Genomic DNA, 25,414 nt, shown 5'->3' with positions numbered 1-25,414 from the left:
GCTGAATCGAACTACAGGAGATTACCAATGCTGCTCTCGCTCATCCGCATGATCCAGGCTTTCCGGGACTATCAGCGCAATGTTGCCGAACTGTCCCAGCTCAGCGATCGCGAACTGGCCGATATCGGCCTCGATCGCTCGGACATCCCGCGCGTTGCCGCCGGTCAGTACCAGGGCTGATATCGTTCAGCCCTTAACCGGACGAACCGACAGCGCCCGCCTCGTGCGGGCGTTGCCGCATCCGGAGGCAAAAAATCGATCTCGGCGATTCCACTGATCGCCGAAAAGCGCTACCTGTCCGCCCATGACAGGATCCCAATTCAATACCGTGCACGTGATCGGCGCAGGCCTTGCCGGCTCCGAGGCCGCCTGGCAGGTCGCCAAATCCGGCGTGCCCGTGGTGCTGCACGAGATGCGGCCGACTCGCATGACCGAGGCACACCGCACTGACGGGCTTGCCGAACTCGTCTGCTCCAACTCATTCCGCTCGGACGATGCCGCCAACAACGCCGTCGGCCTGCTACATGCCGAGATGCGCCGCCTCGACTCGCTGATCATGCGTGCAGCCGACGCCAACCAGGTGCCCGCCGGCGGCGCGCTGGCCGTCGATCGTGACGGCTTCTCGGCCGCCGTCACCAAGGCGCTGGACGATCATCCCCTGATCGAGATCGCCCGCGGCGAGGTCGCAGGCCTGCCGCCGGCCGAATGGAGCAACGTCATCATTGCGACCGGCCCCCTCACCTCGGCGCCGCTGGCCGACGCGATCCGCGAGCTGACCGACGAGAACGCGCTCGCCTTCTTCGACGCGATCGCGCCGATCGTGCACCGCGAATCGATCGACATGTCGGTGGCCTGGTTCCAATCGCGCTACGACAAAGTCGGCCCCGGCGGCACCGGCGCCGACTACATCAACTGCCCAATGACAAAGGAGCAGTATGACGGCTTCGTCGCCGCGCTGGTCGCCGGCGAGAAGACCGAGTTCAAGGAATGGGAGACCAACACGCCCTATTTCGACGGCTGCCTGCCGATCGAGGTCATGGCGGAACGCGGCCCCGAGACCTTGCGCCATGGGCCGATGAAGCCGGTCGGCCTCACCAATCCGCACGATCCCACGACGAAGGCCTACGCGATCGTGCAGCTGCGCCAGGACAACAAGCTCGGCACGCTCTACAACATCGTCGGCTTCCAGACGAAGCTGAAATACGGCGAACAGCAGCGCATCTTCCGCACCATTCCGGGGCTCGAGAAGGCCGAATTCGCCCGCCTTGGCGGCCTGCATCGCAACACCTTTCTCAACTCGCCAAAGCTGCTCGACGGCCAGTTGCGTCTGCGCGCGCAGCCGCGGCTGCGTTTTGCCGGCCAGATGACGGGCTGCGAGGGCTACGTGGAATCCGCCAGCGTCGGCCTGATTGCCGGCCTCTATGCGGCAGCGGACGTGCGCGGCGAGACGCTTGCGAATCCGCCGAGCACGACGGCACTCGGATCCCTTCTCAACCACATCACCGGCGGCCATATCGAGAGCATCGAGCCCGGCACGCGCTCGTTCCAGCCGATGAACATCAATTTCGGCCTGTTCCCACCGCTCGCCAGCGCGCCGACGAAGAAGCCGGATGGCACGCGGTTGCGCGGAAACGAGAAGACCGTGGCCAAGAAGCAGGCGATGAGTGCGCTGGCGCTCGCCGATCTCGATCGCTGGATCGCCGATCACCTGCGCATTGCCGCGGCGGCATGAGTTTTCGATGAACCTTCCCAAAGACGACGCCGCGACACTCTCGGCGCGCTGGACCGAGGGCGTGCTGCTCAAGCGCGACGTGTTCTCGACCGTCGAGCGCGGCCGATTCCGCAGCGATGGCGGTGAGGTCGACGCGGTGCTGCGCCGCCTGGACGAGGTGCCGTGGTGGTCATTCCTTTTGGCGCACCATCTGTTCGCCCGTGAGAAGCATGCGCTGGCACTCGCCAACGGCCTAGATGTCGGCCCTGAGCTGCTGTGGGCCGGACGCCGCGCGCTGGTGCGCAGCTTCGTCGATGGCGTCGCGCTGCATCTGGCCAAACCGCATGGCGACCTCGCCTATTTCCGCTCCGCGAAGGCCGCGCTGCGACGGCTGCGCCGCGCCGGCATCTGCCACAACGATCTTGCCAAGGAACAGAACTGGCTGGTCGGCCGCGACGGGCGCGCCTATGTGACCGACTTCCAGCTCGCGGCCTGCTTCGACCGTCGCGGCCGGCTTTACCGCATCCTGGCCTACGAAGATCTCAGGCATCTGCTCAAGCACAAGCGCTCCTATGCGCCTGAGGCGCTGACGCCGCGCGAGCGCAAGATCCTGGCGAAGAAATCGTTCGCCGCCAGCCTGTGGCTCGCCACCGGCAAGAAGGTTTATCGGGCAATTACGCGCGGCCTGTTCAACTTCACCGACCGGGAAGGCGGCGGCCGCCGGCTCGTCAACGACGCGCCAGTGCTGGCGGAACTGATCCGCAAGAATCCCGCCGTGCGCGACGCCGCCATCGTCGCCTTTGCCGACCGCCGCTCCGGCGTCGGGCTCTATGCCTTCGTCGAAGCCGATCAGGCCGCGCTCGAGGGCCAATTGCGCAGCGAGCTTAGCGCCGCCAATGGGCCGAAGCCGCCGGAGCACATCCAGGTCGTGCACGCGCTGCCACGCAACGCCGACGGCAAGCCGCGCACAGAGATCCTGCAACTGGTCGCCATGAACCAGCTCGACCTGATCGAGCCGATGATGAAGAACGACCAGGACCGCGCCTTCCTCAAGGACATCCTGGAGCAGCGCAAGAACCTGCGCGACCGCTTCAATTTCGAGGCGGACCTACCGGCGGGCTAGCACGCAGAGCACGCCTTGAAGCGTCCACATTGGCGATAGAGAAGCGATCGGAGAATTCGGGGTGGTGGCGGGGTCATGGGCACTCGGGGGACGATGATGAATCGTGGGGTTGGCAGCCTGATGGCCGGCCTACTGCTGTTCGCCACCACGCCCGCAATGGCGGAATCTCCGGCCGAGCTGATCTCCAGTTTTCGCCTCAAGCACGGCGAAGTCCGAGTCGTGCGCGATTCGACCCTCGACCGCATCGCCATGGACCAGGCGCGCGCGATGGCGGCGAAGGACGACCTCAGTCACGATGCCCTCGGCCCGTTCAATCGCCGCGTCGCACCGGCGGGCGCAGGCCGCGCCGCCGAGAACATCGCCTACGGCTACGACAATTTCGAGAAAACGCTCGGGCAATGGATCGACTCGTCCGGACACCGCAAGAATTTGCTGCTGCACAATGCCTCCCGCGTCGGGATCGCGAACGCGAAAACCGCCAGCGGCAAGCGCACCTATTGGGCGATGGTCATCGCCGGTGACTACGAGCCGAAGGGCAAGGGCAATAAGAAGGACAAGGAGCCTCTCGTGGCCGTCAAACGCGAGGCGGTCCCCGCGAGCAAGCCGAAGTCTCAAGCCAAGTCCAGCACTTGCCACGTCAAGCTGCTCGGCCTCTGCATCTGATCGCTGCCGGACGCTTGTTCGCAGTGCTTATCGCGCCTAATTCATGCACTGACATCGCGATAGATGGAGGCGCTGTTGATCGACATCGACCAAATACGAGCCGACACGCCGGCCACCAGCCGGCATACCTATCTCCACAACGCCGGTGCGGCACTCATGCCGACCCCCGTTGTCGCGGCGATGAAGCAGCATATCGATCTTGAAAGCGAGATCGGAGGCTATGCCGCGGCCGACCGGGAGGCAGCCCGGCTCGAAGCGGTCTATGGCTCGGTGGCGCGCCTGCTGAATGCTGCGCCCGACGAGGTCGCTCTCGTGGAGAATGCGACGGTTGCCTGGCAGATGGCGTTTTATTCGCTCTCGTTTCGCAAGGGCGATCGCATCCTGACCGCCGAGGCGGAATATGCCGCCAACTATGTGGCGTTCCTTCAAGTCGCCAAACGTACCGGCGCGGTCATCGATGTGGTGCCGAGCGATGCCAGTGGCGAGCTCGACGTCCACGCACTCGAACGCATGATCGATGAGCGCGTGAAGCTGATCGCCATCACCTGGGTTCCGACCAATGGCGGGCTGGTCAATCCCGCGGCAGCGATCGGCAAGATCGCGCGGGCGCGCGGCATTCCCTACCTGCTCGACGCCTGTCAGGCGGTCGGCCAGATGGTGGTGGACGTCGAGACCATCGGCTGCGACATGCTGTCGGCCACGGGCCGCAAATTCCTCCGCGGCCCGCGCGGCACCGGCTTTCTCTACGTCCGCGGGGCGATGCTGCAAAAGCTAGAGCCGCCGATGATCGATCACTTCGCGGCGCCCTGGGTCTCGCGCGACGAGTATCGGCTCCGCGACGATGCGCGCCGTTTCGAAACCTGGGAGAACAACTATGCGGCCCGGCTGGGACTCGGAGCGGCTGTCGACTACGCCCTTGAGATCGGCATCGCTCCGATCGAACAACGCTGCCGTACGCTTGCCGGCCGTCTTCGCAGCGGCCTCGCGGCTCTTCCCGGCGTCACCATTCGCGACCTCGGCCGGGGGCCGGGTGCCATCGTCAGCTTCACGGTGGACGGATACGAGGCGGAGGCCGTTGTTGCCAGTGCCGCTGCCGCCGGCATCACGATCGGCGCTTCCGATCCGCCGAGCACGCGCATCGATGCCGAAATTCGCGCGTTGCCGCATCTCGTGCGGGCGTCCCCGCACTACTACAACACGGAAGCCGAGGTCGACCGTCTGATCGACCACATCGCGGGATTGACGCGGCGATAGCGGCGGGCGTGCGCAGCTCAGGTACAGCGCGCGCTCAATCCGGATGCGCCAAGCTTCGCCATGACCTCGTCGAGATGGGCGCTGTCACGGGTCTCGATGACCAGTTGCAGCAGCGTCGCCTTGGCCGGGAGATCCGAGAAGGTGCGCTGGTGCGAGACCTCGATGATGTTGGCGCCGGCCTCAGCCAGCAGTGCTGCGACCGCGGCCAGCTGGCCGGGCCGGTCGGGGATATCGAGCGACAACTGGGTCAGCCGCCCTTCGCGCGCCAACTCGCGGGTCAGGACCGACGCGATCAGCCGCGTGTCAATATTGCCGCCGCTCAGCACCAGCCCGACCTTCTGGCCGGCGAAACGGGACGGGTCGGACATCAGCGCGGCGAGGCCGGCGGCGCCGGCGCCTTCGACGACCGTCTTCTCGATCGAGATCAGGGTCGCGACCGCACGCTCGAGCTCGGCTTCGTTGACGAGCGCAATGTCGTCCACGAGGCGGCGGACGATTTCGGTCGTGATCTTGCCGGGCGATTTCACCGCGATGCCTTCGGCGAGCGTGTCGCCGCGCGCCGGCAGATTGCCGTCGTGGATGGCGTTGTACATCGAGGGATAGAGCCAGGCCTCGACGCCCACGATTCGCAGCGACGGGTTGATCGATCTCGCGGCAATGGCGATGCCGCTGATCAGGCCACCGCCGCCGATCGGGACGACCAGTGTATCGAGCTCCGGCACTGCCTTGAGTATTTCCAGCCCGACGGTGCCCTGCCCCGCGATGACAAGCGGATCGTCATAAGGATGGACGAAGATCATGCCGCGGGCTTCGCCGTGGCTGCGCGCATACGCGGCCGCCTCCTCCAGCGTGGCGCCCGTCACCACCACCTCGGCACCGTGATGTCTGGTGTTCTCGACCTTCACCATCGGCGTGCCTACCGGCATGACGATGGTTGCGGGAATGCCGAGCCGCCTGGCGTGATAGGCGACGCCCTGCGCGTGGTTGCCCGCCGACATGGCGACGACGCCCCGCGCGCGCTCCTCCGGCATCAGCGCCGTGAGGCGGTTGAGCGCGCCGCGCTCCTTGAACGAGGATGTGAACTGGAGATTCTCGAATTTCAGCCAGATGTCGCAGCCGCAGATATTACTCAGCGTGCGGCTATGGCTACAGGGCGTCTCGACGACGGCGCCGCGGATGGTCTCGGCGGCGGCATGGACGTCATCAGGCGCGACCGGAAGGCCGCTGAGATCACAGGAGATGCTTTGGGACAACTCAGCCATGGGACAGCATAGAGCATTTGGCAGTTCGAGGCGATAAGCCAGCCGCTATTTGGTAAACTCTGGGGAACGCGAGGCCCGCCACAGCGTCCACAACGTGCGCAGCCGCGAGGATGGCTGCGGCGTGAACGGATTGCGGCCGGGCTGCGACAGGCGCTTGAGATCGGCCCTTACCTGGCTCAGCGGCAGAAACGCTGGCCGTGCCGACGCCGGCACCTCCGCCAACAGCGACAAGGCCGTGGTCAGATGCTGCCCGGCCTCGTTCGCGAGCTGGTCCAGGACGGCGCGCAAATTCGGCGTCTCCTTGCCGGCGAATACATCCTCCATGTTGCAATCGTGGCTCGCCAGGACCTGTTGCGGCAGGAACAATTGCCGGTGCGCCGCATCACGCGGCAAGTTCGCGATGACTTGCACGATACCTTGAGCCAACCCGGCATGCCGCGCGAGATGCTCGGCTACCTCCGAAGGCGTCGCCATGATCCGGGCTGCGAGCGTGAACAACGCCGAGCAGGTCGCGGCCAGATAGCCTTCGAGTGCCGTCATCGTCGGCATCGGATCGTTGTAGAGATCGAATTGATGCTCGTCGATGAGCAGTAACAGCGGCTCGACCGGCAGCGCGAAATCGCGGATGGCGCGAAGCAGATCCGCCGCCACCGGATTGCCCTCGGCGCTACCATGAGCCACGCCCGACAGCATGTCGGTCCACCATTGCAGGCGGATTTCACCCGGCAAGGGCTGGCTCACCTGATCGCGGACCCGGACGATCTCGACATTGAAGGCATAGAGCGCCAGCAGCGCGCGGCGCTCGGCAGCCGGCGCGAACAGGGTCGCGGCATAGCGCGCAAAGTCATGGCTGCGCACGAGATCGGCACAGAAGGCCGCGGAATCGGGCGGCGGCGCGGAGCTGCTCATGGCACGGCGATCAGCGCGGCCGCGACGCGCCTCCGTTCGCCGATCATGATGTTGTAGGTGCGCACGGCGGGCCCGGTCTGCATCGTGTCCAGAACCACCCTCGCCGATTTAAGCGCCTGGCGCAGTTCCGGCGGCGGCAACCAGACCCCGGTTCCAGTGCCGATCAGGAGCGTGTCGATGCTATTGGCGAACTTGAAGACCCGATCCAGCGAATAGCGGTCGATCTTCGCGGGGTGCGTCACGTCCCAGGCCCAGATCGCGTCGGGGAGACAAAGCAGCGATCCCCGATGCGACATTCCGGCAAAGGCGAAACCGCCCTTGCCATAGGCCTCGATCGGCGCCGAGCGGGGGAAATGCGGTGCGTTGGGATCGCCGGCCATGAGCTTCGTCCGAATGAGCTTACTGCCCTCGCAAACGTCCGCGAGAGCATGCGGTTCGGATCATGCCTTGCTTTTCTTCGCCGGCGTAGCCTTGTCGGCCGCATCTTCGCGATGCTCGCCGACGCCGAGGTAGATCAGGATCGGGGCCGCGATGAAGATCGAGGTGTAGGTACCGACCAGCACCACGCCGAACATCATCACCGCGGTGAAGCTGTGGATGGCATGGCCGCCGAACAGGAGCAGCGCCAGCAGCGCCAGCGTCACGGTGAAGTGGGTGATGATCGAGCGCGACAGCGTCGAGTTGATCGATTCGTTGAGAAGCTGCGGCATCGGCATCTTCTTGTAGCGCCGCAGCATCTCACGGATGCGGTCGTAGATGACGACGGTGTCGTTGAGCGAATAGCCCAGAATGGTCAGAAGCGCCGCAATGCTGGTCAGGTCGAAATCGACCTGGCTGATCGACATGAAGCCGATCGTCAGCACGATGTCGTGCACGTTGGCGATCATGGCGCCGAGCGCGAACTGCCACTCGAAACGGAACCAGAGATAGATCAGGATCGAGACGATCGCCAGCATCAGGCCGAGCATGCCGTATGCGAGCAATTCGCCCGATACGCGCGGTCCAACCACCTCGACGCGGCGATAATCGACGGAATCGCCGAGCGCGGTGCGCACCTTCTGCACGGCCTCCTGCTGGGCAGCGTCGCCGCCCGGCTGCTCCGCGACGCGGATCAGGACGTCGGCGGGACCGCCGAATTGCTGCAACTGGACTTCGCCGAGACGCAAACCATCCAACGTCGTACGCATCGCCGCGATGTCGGCTGTGCCGGACTTGGCCTGCACCTCCAGGAGCGTGCCGCCGCGGAAGTCGATGCCGAAATTCAGGCCATGGGTGAAGAACAGCATGATCGCGACGATCGACAGCGCCGCCGAGATCGGGAAGCTGATGCGGCGGAAGCGCGTGAAGTCGAAATGGGTATCGTCGGGGACAATGCGCAGCGACGGCAGCCAGCCGAATGCCGCAACCACGGTGAGAATGGCGATCAGAATGCCGAGCCCGATGAGAACAGTGTGATTCACAATCAGGCTCCTAGATCGGCACGCTCTGCGGCCGCTTCCACCGCACCCACCCGGCGACGATCAGCCGGGTCAGGGTAAAGGCGGTGAACACCGTGGTGATGATGCCGATTCCGAGCGTCACGGCGAAGCCGCGCACCGGACCGGTGCCGATGTAGAACAGCACCGCGGCGGCAATGAAAGTGGTGATGTTGGAATCGAGGATGGTCGCGAGCGCCCGCTTGAAGCCGGCGTCGATCGCCGAGATCGCGTTGCGGCCGCCCCGCAATTCCTCGCGGATGCGCTCGTAGATCAGCACGTTGGAATCGACCGCGATGCCGACGGTGAGTACGATGCCGGCGATGCCGGGCAGCGTCAGGGTAGCGTTGAGCAGCGACAGCAGGCCGAAGATCATGGCGACGTTGATGGCCACCGCGATGTTGGCGAACACGCCGAACAGCCGGTAGGTCACGAGCATGAAGATAATGACCAGGATCGAGCCGACATAGGCCGCAAGCTCGCCCTTCTCGATCGAGTCCTGGCCGAGACCCGGACCGACCGTGCGCTCCTCGACCACGGTCAGCGGCGCCGGCAGCGCGCCGGCGCGCAGCAGGATCGCGAGATCGTTGGCCGATTGCACGGTGAAACTGCCGGAGATCTGTCCCTGACCGCCGGTGATCGGCTCGCGAATGACCGGCGCCGAGATCACCTTGTTGTCGAGGATGATCGCGAAGGGCAGCCCGACATTCTCCTGCGTGGCCTGCGCGAACTTGCGCGCGCCCGAGGTGTTGAACTTGAAGCTGACGACCGGCTCATTGGTACGCTGGTCGAAGGTGGCCTGGGCGTCGGTCAGATCGCCGCCGGCAACCAGCACCTGCTTCTTGACCACGTAGCCCGGTGGCGGCGGCGTTGCGCTCGGCAGGAACTCAGTGTCAGGGGGCAACCCGCGCTGCTGCGCCTGGTCCGGCGGCACCGAGGGATCGACCATACGGAATTCCATCTTCGCGGTCTTGCCCAGCAATTCCTTCAGACGGGTCGGATCCTGAAGACCCGGGACCTGCACCAGGATGCGATCGTTGCCCTGACGCTGGATGACAGGCTCGACGGTGCCAAGCTCGTTGACGCGACGTTCGACGATCTGGATCGACTGCTCGATGGTCTTGCGCATGCGGTCGAGCATCGCGGCCTGCGGGATGGCAAGCCGGATCACGCCACCGCCGGCGTCACTCACATCCAGGTCGCGCTGACCGCTGGACCCCACCAGTCCGCCCAGCGGCTGGGACACCTCGCGCAGCTTGGCGAGCGCAGGCTGCAGGTCGGATTCCTTGGTGATCCGAACCTCGGCCGCGTCGTTGCGCACGGTGACGCCGCCGGTGAAGCCGATCTTGGCATCGCGCAGCGTCCGGCGAACGTCGTCGCGGACCTGGTCGAGCCTCTCCTTCTTCACATAATTGCCGTCAACCTCAAGCAGCAGATAGGAGCCGCCTTGGAGATCGAGGCCGAGCACAAGCCGGCGCTGCGCCCAGGCGGGCCAGGTCTTGACCTGCGCTTCGGGGAAGAAGTTCGGGACCGCGCAAAGGCACACGATCAGCGCCGTCAGGATGATCCCGAGCGCCTTCCACCGCGTGAAATACAACATCGACTGGACCTGTCAGATCAGGAGACTTGAAAGACTCGCGGAAGCGATCACTTCGCCGCGGCGTCGTCCTTGGCGCTATCCTTCGCGCTTTCCTTGGCCGGTTCGCCCTTGGCGCGCACGCCGGAGACCATCGAGCGCATCTGCCGCACGCGCACGCCATCGGCGATCTCGAACTCGATCTGGTCGTCGTCAACGACTTTGGTGACCTTGCCGACGAGGCCGCCCGAGGTCACGACGGTGTCGCCGCGGCGGATGTTCTTCACGAGATCGGCGTGGTCACGGACCTTCTTCTGCTGCGGACGCAGAATCAGGAAGTACATGATCACGAAGATCAGGGCGAACGGCAGCAGCGACATCAACATGCCGCTGGTGTCGCCGGCGCCCGCAGCCTGGGCATACGCAGGGGTAATCAGCATTCGGACGATCCTCGTGAAAACGGGGGAAAACCGGTCGGGCCCAAATGGCGACCGGTTCGGTCAAATTCGCGCGGACTATAGCGGCCATTGCCCCAATTGCAACGCTGCCAGACCGCCCTTTTGGCCACCTTGCGGCGCGCGCTCAGGCCCGATAAGGCTGCATTCTCAGGAACTTCGGACATGCCCAAAAAACCAAGCAAAAGCCCGGCCGGCAAAGGCCCCCGCTCCGCTGCCAGGAAGCCTGCCCGCGTCGCGGCAAAACGTCCCAAGATAGCCCTCAAGGCGAGCCCGAACCTCTCCCAGGAGCGCATCGTTCGCGCGCTGGAGACGATCGCGGCGCACCTCGCCGCCCAAGGCAAGCCCGCCGTCGAACGCTACCCGTTCAAGCAGGCGGATGCTTTCGTCTGGCACCCGGACGGCCGCCTCGCGGCGGTGCCACGGGTCAGCCGCGTCGAGCTGTTCCTGCTCAAGGGCGTCGATCGGGTGCGCGACATCCTGATGGAGAACACCGAGCGCTTCACCAATGGCCTGCCCGCCAACAACGCGCTGCTCTGGGGCGCTCGCGGCATGGGCAAATCGTCGCTGGTGAAGGCGGCGCATGCCAGCATCAATGCGGAGCGCAAACCGGCCGACAGGCTGAAGCTGATCGAGATTCACCGCGAGGACATCGAGAGCCTGCCCGCGCTGATGGAGCAGCTCCGCGCCTCGTCCTTCCGCTTCATCGTGTTCTGCGACGATCTCTCCTTCGACGGCAATGATGCGTCCTACAAGTCGCTCAAGGCGGTGCTCGAAGGCGGCATCGAGGGCCGGCCCGAGAACGTCATTCTCTACGCCACCTCCAACCGCCGCCATCTGCTGGCGCGCGAGATGATCGAGAACGAGCGCTCGACCGCGATCAACCCGGGCGAAGCCGTCGAGGAGAAGGTCTCGCTGTCGGATCGCTTCGGTCTCTGGCTCGGCTTCCACCGCTGCAGCCAGGACGAATATCTGGCCATGGTGCGCGGCTATTGCAGCCATTTCGGCGTCAAGCTCGACGACGACGCGCTGGAGCGCGAGGCGCTTGAATGGTCGACGACACGCGGCTCGCGCTCGGGCCGCGTCGCCTGGCAGTTCGTGCAGGAGCTTGCGGGACGGCTCGGTGTGAAGCTGGCGGCGACGTAGCGGGAGCTGTAGCTCACAACTGTCATCGCGCGCGCAGGCGGGCGATCCAGTATTCCAGAGACGGTTTTGATCGATCAAGACGCTGCGGCGTACTGGGTCGCTGGTCAAACTGAGCAACGACACCGCGTTTGTGGCGATGGCGCGCGCCCTACTTCAGGCTCACGCCCCGTTCAGGAATTGAAGCGGGTCAACCGGGCTCGATCCTTTACGGATCTCGAAGTGGAGCTGCGGCGACGCCACCTCCCCGGATTGACCCGACTTGGCAATGACCTGACCGCGCTTGATGGTATCTCCGCGCTTCACCATCAGCTCACTCGCATGGGCATATGCGGTGACGTAGCCGTTGGAGTGCCGAACCAGGACGAGATTGCCATAACCTTTCAGCTCGTTGCCGGAATAGGCAACGACACCGTCTTCAGCCGCCTTGACCGGCGTACCCTCGGGCACCGCAACATTGATGCCGTCATTGGACTTGCCATTGGTCTTGGCGCCGTAGCTCGTGACTACCTTGCCGCGCACCGGCCAGCGGAAGGTCGGTAGCCCGCTGGTGGTCTCCGTAGCTTTCGCCGGAGCTTCCGTGGCCTTCTCTTCGACATTGGCCGTGGCCTGGGCCAGGCGCGCGCTCTGCACCGGCGCGACGGCCGCCATCTTGGTGGCCGGAGCAGATGCGGCAGCTACGGGCTGCAGCGTACCCGCGACAGGGGCGACTGCGCTGGGAGCCGCGGCAACCGGCGCCGCGAGGGCGGCAGTCTTGGCGCCGGGCACGGCCAGCCTGGTGCCGAGCTTAAGTTTTGCAGACGAATCGAGGCCGTTCGCGCGGGCCAGTTCGGCCGCCGAGATATGGTTCTTGCGGGCAATGCTGGCCAGCGTGTCGCCATGGTTGACGAAGTGCGTGCTCGAAGGTGCGGCAACGGTCGCAACGGGCTTCGCAGCAGGCGCCGCCGCGACGGGGGCCATCACCGGCGCGGGCGCGGCGGCCGTGGCCTGGTGCGGAATGATCAGCTGCTGGCCGGGCGAGAGCGCGCGCGAGCCCTTATAGCCATTGGCGGCGAGGATCGCCTGCGGCGTGACGCGATACCGTTTGGCGAGCAGGTCGAGCGTATCGCTGGTGCCGACGATGATCTTGGTTCCACCGGCCGGCTGGGCGGCTGCAACCGAGCGCGGCGGCACGGTGGCCGTGGTCTCAAGATGCGGCTGCGCCGGGGGTGCGTAGGAGCCGACGCCGCGACCGCCTCCGGACACGCCGCCCGCCGCAACGGGATAGGATTGCGGCGCGGACACCGCCGGCGGCAACGGCTGCGACTGATAAGACCCGGGCTGCGTCTGCGGCCGCGAATATTGCGGAAGCTCGCGCTGCGGCGGCGGTGCCTGCTGCACCGAACCGGTCGATTCCTGCGCGAAGGGATTGGAGAAGTTCGACTGGGACATGCGCGACGACATGTCGGCGCTGCACCCTGCGAAGCTGAAGGAGATCAGCGCCAGCACCGCGACCTGCGGCACGCGGCGCGAGTAAAGCAACTCGGCGGCAACGGACATGGTTACTCACTCGTACGCAACAGAACTGGTGTTTTAAGTAAACACGCGCCGAGTAAATAACGGCTTAACCCTCCCAATAAGATGTTGGCAGCACAGCCAATCCGGAAATCTACAGCTCCCGCGCCACCCCGGGCAGCGCCGGCACGAAGCGGACCTCGACGAGTTCCTTGCGCTGGATCCCGGCTTCGGTCCGGCTCAGGCGGATCAGCGTCTGCACACCCTGATGCGGGCCGACGGGCGCGATCAGAATGCCGCCCACCTCCAGCCGCTCGACCAGGTTGTCCGGAAGCTGCTCCATCGCGGCCGTGACGATGATGCGGTCGAACGGGCCGATATTGGGAGGCAGATTGAGGCCGTCGCCCAGCATCACCTCGACATTGTGATAGTTGAGCTTTTCAAGCCTGAGACGTGCGGCATCCGCAAGCTTGCGGTAGCGTTCGACCGTCAACACCTGGCCGGCGAGCCGCGACAGCACCGCGGCCTGATAGCCCGAGCCGGCGCCGATCTCGAGCACGCGGTGCTTCTTCTGCAGCTGGAGCTGCTCGGTCATATAGGCGACGACGAAGGGCTGGCTGATGGTCTGGCCGCAGGCGATCGGCAGCGCGCTGTCGCGATAGGCGCCGTCGCGATCGGCGTCGTCGACGAATTGCTCGCGCGGCACCTCCTCCATGGCCCGCAGGACCGTCTGGTCGCTGATGCCCCGACGCCTCAGCGTGAGCTGAAACATCATCTTTTCCGGCGGGTGCTGATCGGAGGTCATTGCCTGCTTGTGCTGTCTTGGGTCCGGGACGCCAACCCTGGGGTGCGAAATTCTTGTTCCGGCTCAGGGAACCCATGATACGCTTCGGGTGTCCTACTTGACCACAAATTGGCCTGCAACAGGCAAGCCTCGATGGCCATTTTCAGGCATCCGCTCGTCGAAACGTGCATTGCGTCGATTCATGTTATCTGCGAACGTTTTAGCAATGGGCAAGGACTCAACCATGACCGCGACGGGGCTTTCGGGTCGCTCTGTATTCCTCGTCGAAGACGAGGTGATGATCAGGATGATGGTCGCGGACATGCTCGAAGAGCTTGGCTACACAATCGCAGCCGAGGCGGGCGACATCACCGAAGCCATGCGGCTCGCCCAGGCAACCGAGTTCGACATCGCCATCCTCGACGTCAACGTCAACGGCAAGGTCATCTCGCCGGTCGCCGATGTCATCAAGGCGAAGGGCTGCCCGTTCATCTTCGCCACCGGATACGGCTCCTCCGGCCTGCCCGAGCAGTATCGCGATCGGCCGGCGCTTCAAAAGCCGTTTCAACTCGACGCCCTCGGCAAGACCATCGAAGCCGCGCTTCGCGGCGGCTAGGTCCGCTCCAGGCCGGACTTACTTCAGCGTCGCACTCAGCGCGTCGGAGAACGCCTCGTTGGTGCGATCGAGCCTGAGCGGCGTGACGGAGACGTAGCGCTCGCGGAGCGCCGCGAGATCGCTGCCCTCAGCGGGCGTATCCATCATCGCGGTGCGCTCGAAGCCGATCCAGAAATAGGGATTGCCACGGCCGTCCCTGCGCTCGTCGATCCTGAGGAAGCCGAGATTGCGCTTGCCCTGCCGCGTCACGCGAATGCCCAGCACATCTTCCGGGGCGCAGGACGGGAAGTTGACGTTGATGACGGTGTCCTTCGGGATGCCGGCGGCCATCACCTTGCGCAGGATGTCGGGCCCGAATTTGCGCGCGGTGTCCCACGGCGGCCGCTCGCGCGTCTCGACGCTGAACTCCTGAGACAGGGCGAAGGACGGCAGCCCCAGGATGGTGCCCTCCAGCGCGCCAGCGATGGTGCCGGAATAGACCACGTCTTCGGCGACGTTGCGCCCCTTGTTGACACCGGACAGCACGACATCGGGCAGCTTGGCCCCGAGGATGTGGCGCGCACCCATGATGACGCAGTCGGTCGGCGTGCCGCGCACCGCGAAGTGCCGCGGGCCGATCTCGCGCAGGCGCAAGGGATCGTTCAGCGACAGCGAATGCGACACGCCGGATTGGTCGAGCTCGGGCGCGACCACCCAGACGTCATCGGATAATGCGCGCGCGATCTCCTCCAGGACCTCGAGGCCGGGGGCGTGGATGCCGTCGTCATTGGTGCAGAGAATGCGCATGCGAAAGGTCGATTCCTGAAGCGGGTCCGAGCCGTCTTATCCGGCTGGGGCCGATCAGGCAAACTGGTCGATTGAGCCCGTGGCCGGTTCCCGGCTTGCTCCGGCTACCGGCGAACCCGCCATTGCGGCAGGAAGCGCGCCAGCCGGCCCTCCACGTGCAGCTTCATCGCCGGCACGACCGGGCTCACGATCGGAGCCTCGACGACACCGAGCGCCTCCAGCTGTGCGACGAACGGGTCCGGCACAGGCGCCCGCGGAAAGCGTTCGCGTGCCAGCGTCAGCGCCTGGTCGAAATCCGCGGCATTCACACCGGGCTTGGCCCGCCGGCCCTGGACCAGATGATCGTCCCAGAGCCGCGTGATCTCGATGTCGAGCACGCCACGCAGCCGCTGATCGACGGCCTGGATGCCGGCACCTGTCACCGCCCATTGTCTGCCGACCCAGAAGATGTCGCGGTGCAAGGCCATGAACGATGGGTTCGCTTTGTCGGGGGACCGGCAGGATAACCGGCCGCCCGATCTTCGCAACCAAACGTTTCTTCCGTTTCAGATTGGCAACAGGCCTAGTCGCGCGCGACCACCTTCAGCCCGCCCATATAGGGCTGGAGCACGCTGGGGACCGCGATCGAGCCGTCCTCCTGCTGATAGGTCTCCATCACGGCGATCAGCGCGCGACCGAGCGCGGTGCCGGAGCCGTTGAGCGTGTGCACGAACCGCGGCTTGCCATCGGGACCGCGCGAGCGCGCGTCCATCCGGCGGGCCTGGAAATCGCCACACACCGAGCAGCTCGAGATCTCGCGGAATGCCCCGCCGTCGCCCTGGCCTGGCATCCAGACCTCGATGTCATAGGTTTTTTGCGACGAGAAACCCATATCCCCGGTGCACAGCGTCATCACGCGGTAATACAGGTCGAGCCGCCGCAGCACTTCCTCGGCACAGGCGAGCATGCGCTCGTGCTCGTCCTTGCTGGTCTCCGGTGTCGTGATCGAGACCAGTTCGACCTTGCTGAACTGGTGCTGCCGGATCATGCCTCGGGTGTCGCGCCCCGCAGCGCCCGCCTCGGCACGGAAGCACGGCGTCAGCGCGGTGAGCCGCATCGGCAGCTGCTTTTCGTCGAGGATGGATTCACGGACGAGATTGGTGAGCGCGACCTCCGCGGTCGGAATGATCCCGAGACGTTCGGTCCGGAGGCGCTCATGGTCCGGCGCGGCAAGCAATTCGCCCTTGATCGCCCAGAACTGGTCGTCCTCGAACTTTGGTAATTGTCCGGTGCCGAACATGATCTCGTTGCGCACGAGCAGCGGCGGATTGATCTCGGTATAGCCGTGCTCGTCGATATGTAGATTCAGCATGAACTGGCCGAGCGCGCGTTCGAGCCGCGCCAGTCCCTTCTTCAGCACGACAAAGCGCGCGCCGGAGAGCTTCGCCGCCGTCTCGAAATCCATCTCACCGAGCGCGGCGCCGAGATCGTCATGGGGTTTTGGCGCGAACGCGTAGTTGCGCTTGTTGCTGAAGACATGGCGCTGCACATTGCCGTGCTCGTCGACACCATCGGGCACATCGCCGAGCGGCAGATTGGGGATCGCCGACAGCTCCTTGGCCAGCTCCTCGTCGGCAGCCTTCGCGGTCGCCTCGAGCTCCGGCATCGTGGTCTTGAGTTCGGCGACCTCCGCCATCAGCTTCGCCGCGCGCGCCTCGTCCTTAGCCTTCTTGGCGTCACCGATTTCCTTGGAGGCCGCATTGCGTCGCGCCTGCGCCTGCTCGGAAGCCAGGATCGCCGCGCGCCGCTTCTCGTCGATCGCGAGCAGCGAGCCCGACAAGGGCTTGAGGCCGCGTCGTGCGAGGCCGGCATCGAAGGCTTGCGGGTTGTCGCGGATCGATTTGATGTCGTGCATGGCCGAGGTCCTGGGGCAGCGCGTAAACAAACAACGGCAAACGTTGTACGTCAGCGCGTCTCCCTAGCACTCTGTCATCGCCCGCGAAAGCGGGCGATCCAGTATTCCAGAGACGTCGGTGATTCCTCCGATAGGTCGCGGCGTACTGGATTCCCCGCCTACGCAGGGAATGACAGCGGAGGTCGGGCCGCCCTACTCCGCCGGATTAGCCGGCGACGACACGTCGGTGCCGGTTGCCTTTGAAGCTGCCGCCTTCTTCTCCACAATTCCCACCGCGATAATCGAGCCCTCGTAGAGCGCGAGCAAGGGGATCGCCAGCGAGCATTGGCTGAGCACGTCGGGCGGGGTCAGAACGGCCGCGATGACGAAGGCAACGACGATAAAATAACGGCGCTTCTCGCGCAGCATTTTGGCTGTGACGATGCCGATGCGGCCGAGCAGCGTCAGGATCACCGGAAGCTGGAAGGCGATGCCAAAGGCGAAGATCAGCGACATCATCAGCGACAGGTACTCGCCGACCTTCGGCAGCAGCTGGATCTGCGCGGTCTCGTCGCTGCCGGCCTGCTGCATGCCGAGCGAGAAGCGGACCAGCATCGGCAGCACGACGAAATAGACCAGCGCCGCGCCCAGCACGAAGAAGAACGGGGTCGCGACCAGATATGGCAGGAACGCCTGCTTCTCGTGCTTGTAGAGGCCCGGAGCGACGAACTTGTAGATCTGCGTCGCGACGATCGGGAACGAGATGAAGCCGGCGCCGAACAGCGCAAGCTTCAGCTGGGTGATGAAATATTCCAGCAGCGCCGTGTAGATGAATTTCGAGTTCTCGGGACCCGCGACCCACACAAAAGGCCAGACCAGCACGTTGTAGATCTGCTTGGCGAAGAAGAAGCAGAAGATGAAGGCAATGCCAAAGCCGAGCAGCGCTTTGATCAGCCGCGAACGCAGCTCGATCAAATGGTCCATCAGAGGGGCTTTGCTGGCCTCGATATCGGCGGCGCTCATGACGCTTTGGCGTCCTTGATCGCTTCAGCCGGCGCAGTGTCCTGGGTAACCGAACCTTGCGTGAGCGAACCTTGAGCGACCGAACCTTGAGTGACCTGCGCCTGCTCGACCTCACGGGTGACGGCGAGCGGCTCGTTCACAGCCGCATGCGCTTCGGCTTCCACGAAGGTCTCGGGCGTCGGCGCTTCCGGCGTGGTGGGCGTCGTCAGCGCTTCGCTTGAAGGCGCGGACGGTTCGACAGCGGTGGTGGTCGACGTCTCGGCCGGCTTGTCCAGCGCATCGACGCGGAGCGCGTCGCTGACGTCCTTCTGCAGCGAGGTCATCAGATTGTTGCCGGCGAATCCGGACGCCGCTTCCTTGACCTCGTCAAAACTCTTCTTGAGGTCGGCCATCTCGGCCTCGCGCATGGCTTCCTGGAATTGGCCCTGGAATTCAGCGGCCATCTTGCGCGCCTTGCCCATCCACTGCCCGACCATGCGCAGCACGCCCGGCAGCTCTTTCGGGCCGATGGCGATCAGGGCCACGACCCCGATCAGGACCAGTTCACTCCACCCGATGTCGAACATGAGGTCTTCCGTTCACGCCAAGCCGCAGCCGGCCCAATCCCTCGCGCGCAGGATCGGGTCCGCTACCCGCGTCTCGCGTGCTCTCTGGCTCAGACGGCCTTGCTGCCGACGTCGGACCGTGCCGCGGTCGGCGCGGCATTGTTGTGCTCGATCGACTTGGCCGGCTCGGGCTTGTCGGCGACCTTGTCGTCGTCCTGCATGCCCTTCTTGAACGCCTTGATGCCCTGCGCCACGTCGCCCATCAGATCCGAAATCTTGCCGCGACCGAACAGCAGCAGGACCACTGCGATCACCAGGATCCAGTGCCAAATGCTGAGTGAACCCATCCTGCAACCCTCCAAACGCGCATGGCCGGGGACCGGCCGATCTTCACCGAAACCTAGGCTTGGCGGGTGTCAAAAACAAGGACCAAGGCAGCGCCAATTCGCTGTTGGCGCTACGTAATTTTGCTAGTGTTAACTGGTCGCAGGGGGCCGTTAAGAGGCCGGGACGTCAGTTCTCGCTGCCACCCTCGCCACCCTCGTTGCCGCCTTCCGACGGCGGCTCGGGCTCGACCGCAGGCGCCAGCGCCAGATCGAGGTCCTCGCCCGGGTCCAGCGGATCCTCGTCCTCACGCAACGTCGGGTCATCCGACGGCGTCGGCACGCTGAATCCGGTCGGCAGACGGGAATCCAGGAGGCCCGTGCCCTTCAGCTCCTCCAGGCCCGGCAGATCGCCGAGTTGTTCCAGAGTGAACTGCGACAGGAACTCCTCGGTGGTTCCGAAGGTCAAGGGACGGCCCGGTGTCTTGCGACGGCCGCGCGGCTTGATCCAGCCCGTTTCCAACAGCACGTCCAGCGTGCCCTTCGAGGTGACGACGCCGCGGATCTCCTCGATCTCAGCGCGCGTCACGGGCTGGTGATAGGCGATGATCGCCAGCACCTCGATCGCGGCGCGCGACAGGCGGCGGGTCTCGGTGCTCTCACGGGTCATCAGCCAGGCGAGATCGCCCGCGGTGCGGAAGGTCCATTTGTTGGCGACCCGCACGAGATTCACGCCGCGCAAGGAATAGTCGGCTTGCAACTGCTCGAGCGCGGCCTTCACATCCACGCCCTCGGGCATGCGCTTGGCGAGCGTCGCGGTATCCAGCGGTTCATTCGAAGCGAACAGCAGTGCTTCCAGCAGCCGCAATTCTTCGGGACGTGCCTGGGACTCGTTCTCCATCGGCTCGGCCTCTTCTACCCGCACTTCAGCCAGGCTTGCCATGGCAGATTCTCCTTGTTGCACTTAAGCGACCGGCGCGTCGGGCGCAGGAGCTGCGTCCATGACCGGCTTAGGGCGCCCCTTCCGGAAATAGATGGGCGCAAACGCCTCTTTCTGATTCAGCTCAAGCTGACCTTCGCGCACCAGCTCGAGCGCAGCCGCGAAGCTCGAGGCGAGCACCGTCGCGCGCTGCGTCGGATCGGCGACGTGCCGGAGCAGAAAATCGTCGAGAACGCCCCAATCGTCCTGCTCGCTGATGCTGCCGACCAGCCGCTCCAGCGTGGCGCGCGCCTCAGCGAGCGACCACACCGTGCGCTTGGCCAGATGCACGCTCGCCAGCACGCGCGACTGGCGCTGCGCGGCATAGGCGGTGAGCAAATCGTACAGCGTTGCTGTGTATTTCGGATGCTTGATCTCGGCGATCTGCTCGGGCTCGCCGCGCGGGAAGATGTCGCGCAGCAATTGCTGCCTGTTCATCAGCCGGTTGGCCGCTTCGCGAATGGCCTCCAGGCGGCGCAAGCGGTTGGCGAGCGCCGTCGCCATCTGCTCCGCGCTCGGGCCTTCCGCACTCGGCGGTTCCGGCAGCAGCAGGCGCGATTTCAGAAAGGCGAGCCAGGCCGCCATCACGAGATAGTCGGCGGCAAGCTCGAGCCGGATCTTTCGCGCGGCTTCAATGAAGTGAAGATACTGGTCGGCGAGTGCCAGGATCGAGATCTTGGCGAGATCGACCTTCTGCTGCCGCGCCAGTGCGAGCAGCAGGTCGAGCGGCCCCTCATAGCCCTCGACGTCCACCACCAACGCCGGCTCACCGTCGGCGAGCTCTGCGGGACGCCCGGTTTCAAACGATAGGATTTCTGCGGTCATACCGATGCCGTGTTTGCCCGTGCGATCAATGCGTCCAGTTCGGCGCGTGCGGCCGCACGATCGAACGGCTGCGGTCCTTTACGCGCCGCGAGCGCGGCGTTCGCCCGCTCCAGCGCCCTGCCCGCCAGTTCGGGTGTCTGGCCGGCGACCTCGCGCATCTCCTCGATGTTGCCGTTGCAATGCAGGGCGATGTCGCAGCCCGCCGCGAAAATCGCGCGGGTCCGCTCGGCGATATTCCCCGACAGCGCGTTCATCGACACGTCATCACTCATTAACAAACCCTGGAACCCGATCACGCCGCGAATCACGTCGGCGATCATTGTCGCAGATGTCGTCGCCGGATGGGCGGGATCGATGGCGCTAAACACAACATGTGCAGTCATGGCCATCGGCAAATCCGCCAACGGCTTGAATGCCGCGAAGTCGGTTCGTTCGAGCTCGTCTCTCGGCGTATCGACTGTCGGCAGCTTGAAATGGGTATCGGCTGTGGCCCGGCCATGGCCGGGAATGTGCTTGAGGACCGGTAGCACGCCGCCCTGTTCCAAGCCCTCGGTGACGGCGCGAGCAATCGCGGCGACCTTGCCCGGTTCGGCGCCGTAAGCCCTGTTCCCAATGACGGCATCGGCACCCGCCACCGGCACGTCAGCCAGAGGCAAGCAGTCTACGGTAATGCCGAGATCGGAGAGATCGGCCGCAATCAGCCGGGCGCTGAGGCGCGCCGCGGTCAGCCCGAGCGCCGAATCAGTTTCGTAGAGGCCCGCGAAAATGGCGCCCGGCGGATAGACCGGCCAATGCGGCGGCCCCAGCCGCTGCACCCGTCCGCCCTCCTGGTCGATCAGGACAGGGGCATCAGCAGAGCCTGCAGCCGCCCGCAATTCCGTAACAAGTGCCGCAACTTGAGCCGGCGTCTCGACATTGCGCTTGAAGAGGATGAAGCCCCATGGGCGTTCGCTGCGGATAAACTCCCGCTCGGTGGCGGTCAGTTCCGTTCCGGAAATGCCGGTAATGAAGGCCCGCTTGCTCATACGGCCGATTAACCCTGACCCGCGAGGGGGTCAAGGAAACGGCCGTTAATTCCTCTGGACGAAGCAGGCAGACAGGCCAGCGGATTTCAAATTGTTGCAGGCCTGGTTCGCCTCTTCGAGCGAACCGTACGGCCCCGCGAAGGCGCGGTAGACGATTCCCTTGCCCTTGTCGGTGAGGTCGACCCGCTTGACCACCGGTGCGCGGGAGCCAAGCACGTTGCCGTACTTGCTCTGAAGCACCCGGTACGAAGCGTGGGCACTATCCTCGGTCTGCTGCGAGGAGACCTGCACGACGTAGCCACTGCCACCGCTGCTCGCGGGTGCAATTTGCGTCGGATTGGTCGCGGCCATCCGCTGCGGCGGCTCCGCAGCCGGCGCCGATTGCGGCGCCAGCGACAACGGCTGGTTGGCACTGGCATTGGCCGAGGTCGGGGGCGTGCGTGGCGCAGCCGGTGCCGCAACGGGCTTCGGTAGAGTTGCCGGCTTCGCGGCCGCGGCGGCTTGCGACGCCGTGGCATCGGTCTGATCGCCCTTCACGGCTACGGTCCTGATCGCCCGCGGCGAATTGTTCGGCAGCGTGCCGTTGCTCGGGTTCTGACCCGCACTCGACAGCGGGATGTTGGACGGCGACACGCTCGCGACCGGGGGCGGGTTCGCGTTCTGGTTCAGCGGCGGGAACACAACGCGGGGACCTCCCGCCTTGGCGTTGACGTCGACCGGCGCTTCCTCGCGCGGTACGATCTTCTCGGTGCCATCGCCGGTGACCATGCGGTCCGGCACCTTGGCCGAGGAGTCCGACGGCGCCGGCACGACCTTGGTCGGCGTGTTGTCGGCCTTGATGATCGGAGGTTCGCCACTGCGGGGCGAGCCCACATAGGTCTTGTAGGCAAAAGCGGCGCCGGTCCCGACCACGGCGAGCGCCAGGATCGCTGCGACCGTCATCATGCCGCCGCGCTGCTTCTTCGGCTCGTCGAGATCGGCCTCCGGATAGTCGCTCTGGAACGCGTAGGGATCGTCGGGATAGGCGGGATCGCGTTGATAGTCCTGCTCGCCCGCCTCCAGCCGTCCGTACAGCGCATCGTCATAGCGCGCCGGATCGGGCTGCTGATACGGCTCCTGATGGGCTTGCTCCTGGTCAGCCTGGTCGTGGTACTGGTAGGCCGGATTCTGATAGGCCTGAGCTTGATAGGCTTGATCCTGATAGGCCTGCCGCTGATAGGCTTGCGGCTGATGAAAATCAGGTTCGGGCTCGGGCGCGGTCGGCTGGGCTGAATAGCGATGCAACGGATGAACCGGCTTGGCAGAAACGGGATAGGCGGGCTCAGCCGGCGCGGTCTGCGGCTGCACATTGGCGCGCCGCATCCATGAGGGCGGCCCGGGTGGCGGCGATGAGGCCTGCTCGGCGTAGTCCTGCTGGTCATCGTCCTGACGATAATCGTCGTGCTGATAGCTCTCGGCAGGCGCAGGCGCTGCTGGCGGGTGCGCGCCCGGGCGCCCCTGCGCTGCAAACGGATCAGTCTGCCCGATCAGGCGGGCGAGTTCGGCCAAGGGATCGCCGCTCTCTGCCCTCCCATGCTGATCGCCACCGCGACCATAGTCATCGGAGGGAAACGGTCTGTCCTGATATCGTTCGGCCATCGTGATGATGCGTCCCTTCGGGAAAGCCGCGCGCCCCTCGACCAAGGCACGGCTTTCGACCCATAAGGCTTTCAACCAAGTCTAAGCGGTCCGGCTTCTGCCGGTTACCCCCGAAATCCCTTAAGTAGTTCGCCCCAAACTACCGCATCTCGTCCGGAGCATGGACGCCGAGGATGGCGAGGCCCGATGCCAGGACAGAGACGACGCCCTGGACCATGGCCAGCCGCGCCTTCGTTAGAAGTGCATCATTATTGATAATGAAGCGTAAATAGGGCAAATCGCGCCCCTTCGTCCAAAGTGCATGAAATTCGCTGGCTAAATCATAGAGATAGAAGGCAATTCGGTGCGGCTCATGGGCGCTTGCGGCCGCTTCCAGCATGCGCGGAAAAATTGCGAGCCGCTTGAGAAGTTCAAGTTCCGCCGGGTCCGACAGCCGTTCCAGCGCCGACTCACTGAGCCATGCGACGCGCTTTTCGGTATCATCCGGGAGTTCCGGGAACACCTCGGCCCGCGCGTTGCGGAAGATCGAATGGCCGCGGGCGTGGCCGTACTGCACGTAGAACACAGGGTTCTCGCGCGACTGTTCCATGACCTTGGCGAGGTCGAAATCGAGCACCGCGTCGTTCTTGCGGTAGAGCATCATGAAGCGGACGGCGTCCTGGCCGACTTCATCCACCACCTCACGCAAGGTGACGAAGTCCCCGCTCCGCTTCGACATTTTCACCGGCTCGCCGCTGCGCAGCAACTTCACCAGCTGGACGATCTTGACGTCGAGCGCCCCCCTGCCGGAGGTCGTCGCCTTTACCGCCGCCTGCATGCGCTTGATGTAGCCGCCATGGTCGGCGCCCCAGACGTCGATCATCTCGGCAAAGCCGCGATCGAACTTGTTCTTGTGGTAGGCGATGTCGGAGGCGAAGTAGGTGTAGGAATCGTCCGACTTGATCAGCGGGCGATCGACGTCGTCGCCATAGGCGGTCGCCTTGAACAGCAACTGCTCGCGGTCTTCCCAGTCCTCGGCCGGCGCCCCCTTCGGCGGCGGCAGACGGCCCTGGTAGATGTCGCCCTTGGCGCGCAGGAAATCGATGGTCTCGGCGACCTTGTTGTTGCCGGCCTCCAGCAGCGATCGTTCGGAGAAGAACACGTCGTGGCGGATGTTGAGGGCGGCGAGATCGTCCTTGATCTCGTCCATCATCATCGCAATTGCCTTGGCGCGCACCGTCGGCAACCACGCGCCCTCGCTCATGGCGAGGAGCTTGTCGCCATGCTCCTTCACCAGCGCCTGTCCGACGGGCTTCAGATAGTCGCCGGGATAAAGGCCTTCCGGGATCGCGCCGATGTCCTCGCCGAGCGCCTCGCGATACCGGAGGAACGCGGAGCGTGCGAGCACGTCGACCTGGGCGCCGGCGTCGTTAATGTAATATTCGCGGGTCACATCGTGGCCACCGAACTCAAGCAGGCTCGCCAGCGCGTCGCCGAACACAGCGCCGCGGCAATGGCCGACATGCATCGGTCCGGTCGGGTTGGCGGAGACGTATTCGACGTTGACCTTGGAGCCGCCGCGGACGCGGCCGTAATCGGCGCCCTCGCGCAGCACCGTCCGCAGCGCCTCGGCCCACGCGGCCGGCTGCAGCGTCAGGTTGATGAAGCCGGGACCGGCGACGTCGACCTTGGCGATCAGCGGGTCGGCACGCAGCCGCTCGGCGATCTGCTCGGCGAGATCGCGCGGCTTTGCCTTTGCCTCTTTCGCAAGCACCATGGCGGCGTTGGTCGCCATGTCGCCATGGGATGCATCGCGCGGCGGCTCGACTACCACGCGAGCGAAATCGATGCCCTCGGGCCAGTTGGCTTCCGCCGCGAGCACGCGGCAGACGGCGTGCACGCGTGCGAGCACGTTGGCGAACAGGTGCAGTGCTGAGGATGTGTCGGGCATGG

At 65.0% G+C, this 25,414-nt stretch carries 26 protein-coding genes; 7 read left to right on the top strand and 19 right to left on the bottom strand.

Annotated elements, in window-relative coordinates; all coding sequences use genetic code 11:
- Positions 1-27 precede the first annotated feature (27 nt).
- From IVA88_RS20395 to IVA88_RS20375, 5 genes are all read left to right on the top strand, one after another.
- Entirely contained in the window at positions 28-180 is a 153-nt protein-coding gene (locus IVA88_RS20395) for a DUF1127 domain-containing protein (protein ID WP_007590701.1), read from the top strand.
- Between the two features lie 124 nt (positions 181-304).
- The gene (trmFO, locus tag IVA88_RS20390; RefSeq protein WP_247498983.1) at positions 305-1,732 is read left to right on the top strand and encodes a methylenetetrahydrofolate--tRNA-(uracil(54)-C(5))-methyltransferase (FADH(2)-oxidizing) TrmFO; all 1,428 of its coding nucleotides are present in this window, start codon (positions 305-307) and stop codon (positions 1,730-1,732) included.
- A 7-nt stretch (positions 1,733-1,739) separates the two neighbouring features.
- A complete protein-coding gene (locus IVA88_RS20385) occupies positions 1,740-2,834 on the top strand; it encodes a serine/threonine protein kinase (protein WP_247498982.1) in 1,095 nt (364 codons plus the stop codon).
- A 96-nt stretch (positions 2,835-2,930) separates the two neighbouring features.
- On the top strand, positions 2,931-3,497 hold the full coding sequence (locus IVA88_RS20380; RefSeq protein WP_247500363.1) for a CAP domain-containing protein: 567 nt from the start codon (positions 2,931-2,933) through the stop codon (positions 3,495-3,497).
- A gap of 75 nt (positions 3,498-3,572) precedes the next feature.
- On the top strand, positions 3,573-4,751 hold the full coding sequence (locus IVA88_RS20375; protein WP_247498981.1) for an aminotransferase class V-fold PLP-dependent enzyme: 1,179 nt from the start codon (positions 3,573-3,575) through the stop codon (positions 4,749-4,751).
- Positions 4,752-4,768: 17 nt separating this feature from the next.
- Here the strand turns inward: IVA88_RS20375 and IVA88_RS20370 are convergent, their stop codons facing one another.
- The 6 genes from IVA88_RS20370 to yajC are packed head-to-tail and all read right to left on the bottom strand — an operon-like array spanning position 4,769 to position 10,413.
- Positions 4,769-6,013, bottom strand: coding sequence for a threonine ammonia-lyase (locus IVA88_RS20370; RefSeq protein WP_247498980.1), 1,245 nt, complete (start codon positions 6,011-6,013; stop codon positions 4,769-4,771).
- A 45-nt stretch (positions 6,014-6,058) separates the two neighbouring features.
- Positions 6,059-6,922 carry a phytoene/squalene synthase family protein gene (locus IVA88_RS20365; protein ID WP_247498979.1) on the bottom strand — a complete coding sequence of 288 codons (864 nt, stop codon included), beginning with the start codon at positions 6,920-6,922 and terminating at the stop codon, positions 6,059-6,061.
- Positions 6,919-7,302 carry an Mth938-like domain-containing protein gene (locus tag IVA88_RS20360; RefSeq protein WP_247498978.1) on the bottom strand — a complete coding sequence of 128 codons (384 nt, stop codon included), beginning with the start codon at positions 7,300-7,302 and terminating at the stop codon, positions 6,919-6,921. Before IVA88_RS20360 ends, IVA88_RS20365 begins: the two co-directional genes overlap by 4 nt.
- Positions 7,303-7,362: 60 nt before the next feature.
- Positions 7,363-8,382, bottom strand: coding sequence for a protein translocase subunit SecF (gene secF / locus IVA88_RS20355; RefSeq protein ID WP_247498977.1), 1,020 nt, complete (start codon positions 8,380-8,382; stop codon positions 7,363-7,365).
- A 10-nt stretch (positions 8,383-8,392) separates the two neighbouring features.
- Positions 8,393-9,997 (bottom strand): protein translocase subunit SecD, encoded by a 1,605-nt coding sequence (gene secD / locus IVA88_RS20350; RefSeq protein WP_247498976.1) that lies wholly within the window; start codon positions 9,995-9,997, stop codon positions 8,393-8,395.
- A 47-nt stretch (positions 9,998-10,044) separates the two neighbouring features.
- Entirely contained in the window at positions 10,045-10,413 is a 369-nt protein-coding gene (gene yajC / locus IVA88_RS20345) for a preprotein translocase subunit YajC (protein ID WP_106944718.1), read from the bottom strand.
- 180 nt (positions 10,414-10,593) lie between these two features.
- On the opposite strand from yajC, the gene IVA88_RS20340 reads away from it, so the two are divergent.
- Positions 10,594-11,574 (top strand): ATP-binding protein, encoded by a 981-nt coding sequence (locus IVA88_RS20340; RefSeq protein ID WP_247498975.1) that lies wholly within the window; start codon positions 10,594-10,596, stop codon positions 11,572-11,574.
- A gap of 159 nt (positions 11,575-11,733) precedes the next feature.
- On the opposite strand, the gene IVA88_RS20335 is transcribed toward IVA88_RS20340, so the two are convergent.
- Together IVA88_RS20335 and IVA88_RS20330 are read right to left on the bottom strand one after the other, a co-directional pair.
- Positions 11,734-13,110: a peptidoglycan DD-metalloendopeptidase family protein gene (locus IVA88_RS20335; RefSeq protein ID WP_247498974.1), complete on the bottom strand. Its 1,377-nt coding sequence runs from the start codon at positions 13,108-13,110 to the stop codon at positions 11,734-11,736.
- 109 nt (positions 13,111-13,219) lie between these two features.
- The gene (locus IVA88_RS20330; RefSeq protein WP_247498973.1) at positions 13,220-13,870 is read right to left on the bottom strand and encodes a protein-L-isoaspartate(D-aspartate) O-methyltransferase; all 651 of its coding nucleotides are present in this window, start codon (positions 13,868-13,870) and stop codon (positions 13,220-13,222) included.
- 223 nt (positions 13,871-14,093) lie between these two features.
- On the opposite strand from IVA88_RS20330, the gene IVA88_RS20325 reads away from it, so the two are divergent.
- Positions 14,094-14,465, top strand: a complete 372-nt coding sequence (locus IVA88_RS20325; protein WP_247498972.1) for a response regulator — start codon at positions 14,094-14,096, stop codon at positions 14,463-14,465.
- 18 nt (positions 14,466-14,483) lie between these two features.
- Here IVA88_RS20325 and surE read toward each other — a convergent pair whose 3' ends face one another.
- The 11 genes from surE to argS all read right to left on the bottom strand — a co-directional run bounded on the left by surE (position 14,484) and on the right by argS (position 25,412).
- Positions 14,484-15,251: a 5'/3'-nucleotidase SurE gene (gene surE, locus IVA88_RS20320; protein ID WP_247498971.1), complete on the bottom strand. Its 768-nt coding sequence runs from the start codon at positions 15,249-15,251 to the stop codon at positions 14,484-14,486.
- A gap of 104 nt (positions 15,252-15,355) precedes the next feature.
- Entirely contained in the window at positions 15,356-15,718 is a 363-nt protein-coding gene (locus IVA88_RS20315) for a hypothetical protein (protein WP_247498970.1), read from the bottom strand.
- Between the two features lie 95 nt (positions 15,719-15,813).
- Positions 15,814-17,145, bottom strand: a complete 1,332-nt coding sequence (gene serS / locus IVA88_RS20310) for a serine--tRNA ligase (RefSeq protein ID WP_247498969.1) — start codon at positions 17,143-17,145, stop codon at positions 15,814-15,816.
- A gap of 192 nt (positions 17,146-17,337) precedes the next feature.
- On the bottom strand, positions 17,338-18,147 hold the full coding sequence (gene tatC, locus IVA88_RS20305) for a twin-arginine translocase subunit TatC (RefSeq protein ID WP_247498968.1): 810 nt from the start codon (positions 18,145-18,147) through the stop codon (positions 17,338-17,340).
- Positions 18,144-18,713 carry a Sec-independent protein translocase protein TatB gene (gene tatB / locus IVA88_RS20300; protein ID WP_247498967.1) on the bottom strand — a complete coding sequence of 190 codons (570 nt, stop codon included), beginning with the start codon at positions 18,711-18,713 and terminating at the stop codon, positions 18,144-18,146. Before tatB ends, tatC begins: the two co-directional genes overlap by 4 nt.
- A gap of 89 nt (positions 18,714-18,802) precedes the next feature.
- Positions 18,803-19,039 carry a twin-arginine translocase TatA/TatE family subunit gene (locus IVA88_RS20295; protein WP_212432541.1) on the bottom strand — a complete coding sequence of 79 codons (237 nt, stop codon included), beginning with the start codon at positions 19,037-19,039 and terminating at the stop codon, positions 18,803-18,805.
- A 166-nt stretch (positions 19,040-19,205) separates the two neighbouring features.
- Entirely contained in the window at positions 19,206-19,958 is a 753-nt protein-coding gene (scpB, locus tag IVA88_RS20290) for an SMC-Scp complex subunit ScpB (protein WP_247498966.1), read from the bottom strand.
- Between the two features lie 21 nt (positions 19,959-19,979).
- Positions 19,980-20,819 carry a ScpA family protein gene (locus tag IVA88_RS20285; RefSeq protein ID WP_247498965.1) on the bottom strand — a complete coding sequence of 280 codons (840 nt, stop codon included), beginning with the start codon at positions 20,817-20,819 and terminating at the stop codon, positions 19,980-19,982.
- Complete coding sequence (gene nagZ / locus IVA88_RS20280; RefSeq protein WP_247498964.1) at positions 20,816-21,844, bottom strand: beta-N-acetylhexosaminidase; 1,029 nt, start codon at positions 21,842-21,844, stop codon at positions 20,816-20,818. Before nagZ ends, IVA88_RS20285 begins: the two co-directional genes overlap by 4 nt.
- Before the next feature lie 45 nt (positions 21,845-21,889).
- Positions 21,890-23,482, bottom strand: a complete 1,593-nt coding sequence (locus IVA88_RS20275; RefSeq protein ID WP_247498963.1) for an SPOR domain-containing protein — start codon at positions 23,480-23,482, stop codon at positions 21,890-21,892.
- A gap of 139 nt (positions 23,483-23,621) precedes the next feature.
- On the bottom strand, positions 23,622-25,412 hold the full coding sequence (gene argS, locus IVA88_RS20270; protein WP_247498962.1) for an arginine--tRNA ligase: 1,791 nt from the start codon (positions 25,410-25,412) through the stop codon (positions 23,622-23,624).
- Positions 25,413-25,414: the final 2 nt, after the last annotated feature.

Origin of the sequence: Bradyrhizobium sp. 149 (assembly GCF_023073915.1) — a bacterium.
Classification (GTDB): domain Bacteria; phylum Pseudomonadota; class Alphaproteobacteria; order Rhizobiales; family Xanthobacteraceae; genus Bradyrhizobium.
The sequence above is the reverse complement of the archived record's forward strand: the minus strand, read 5'-3'. Positions and strand labels throughout refer to the sequence as shown.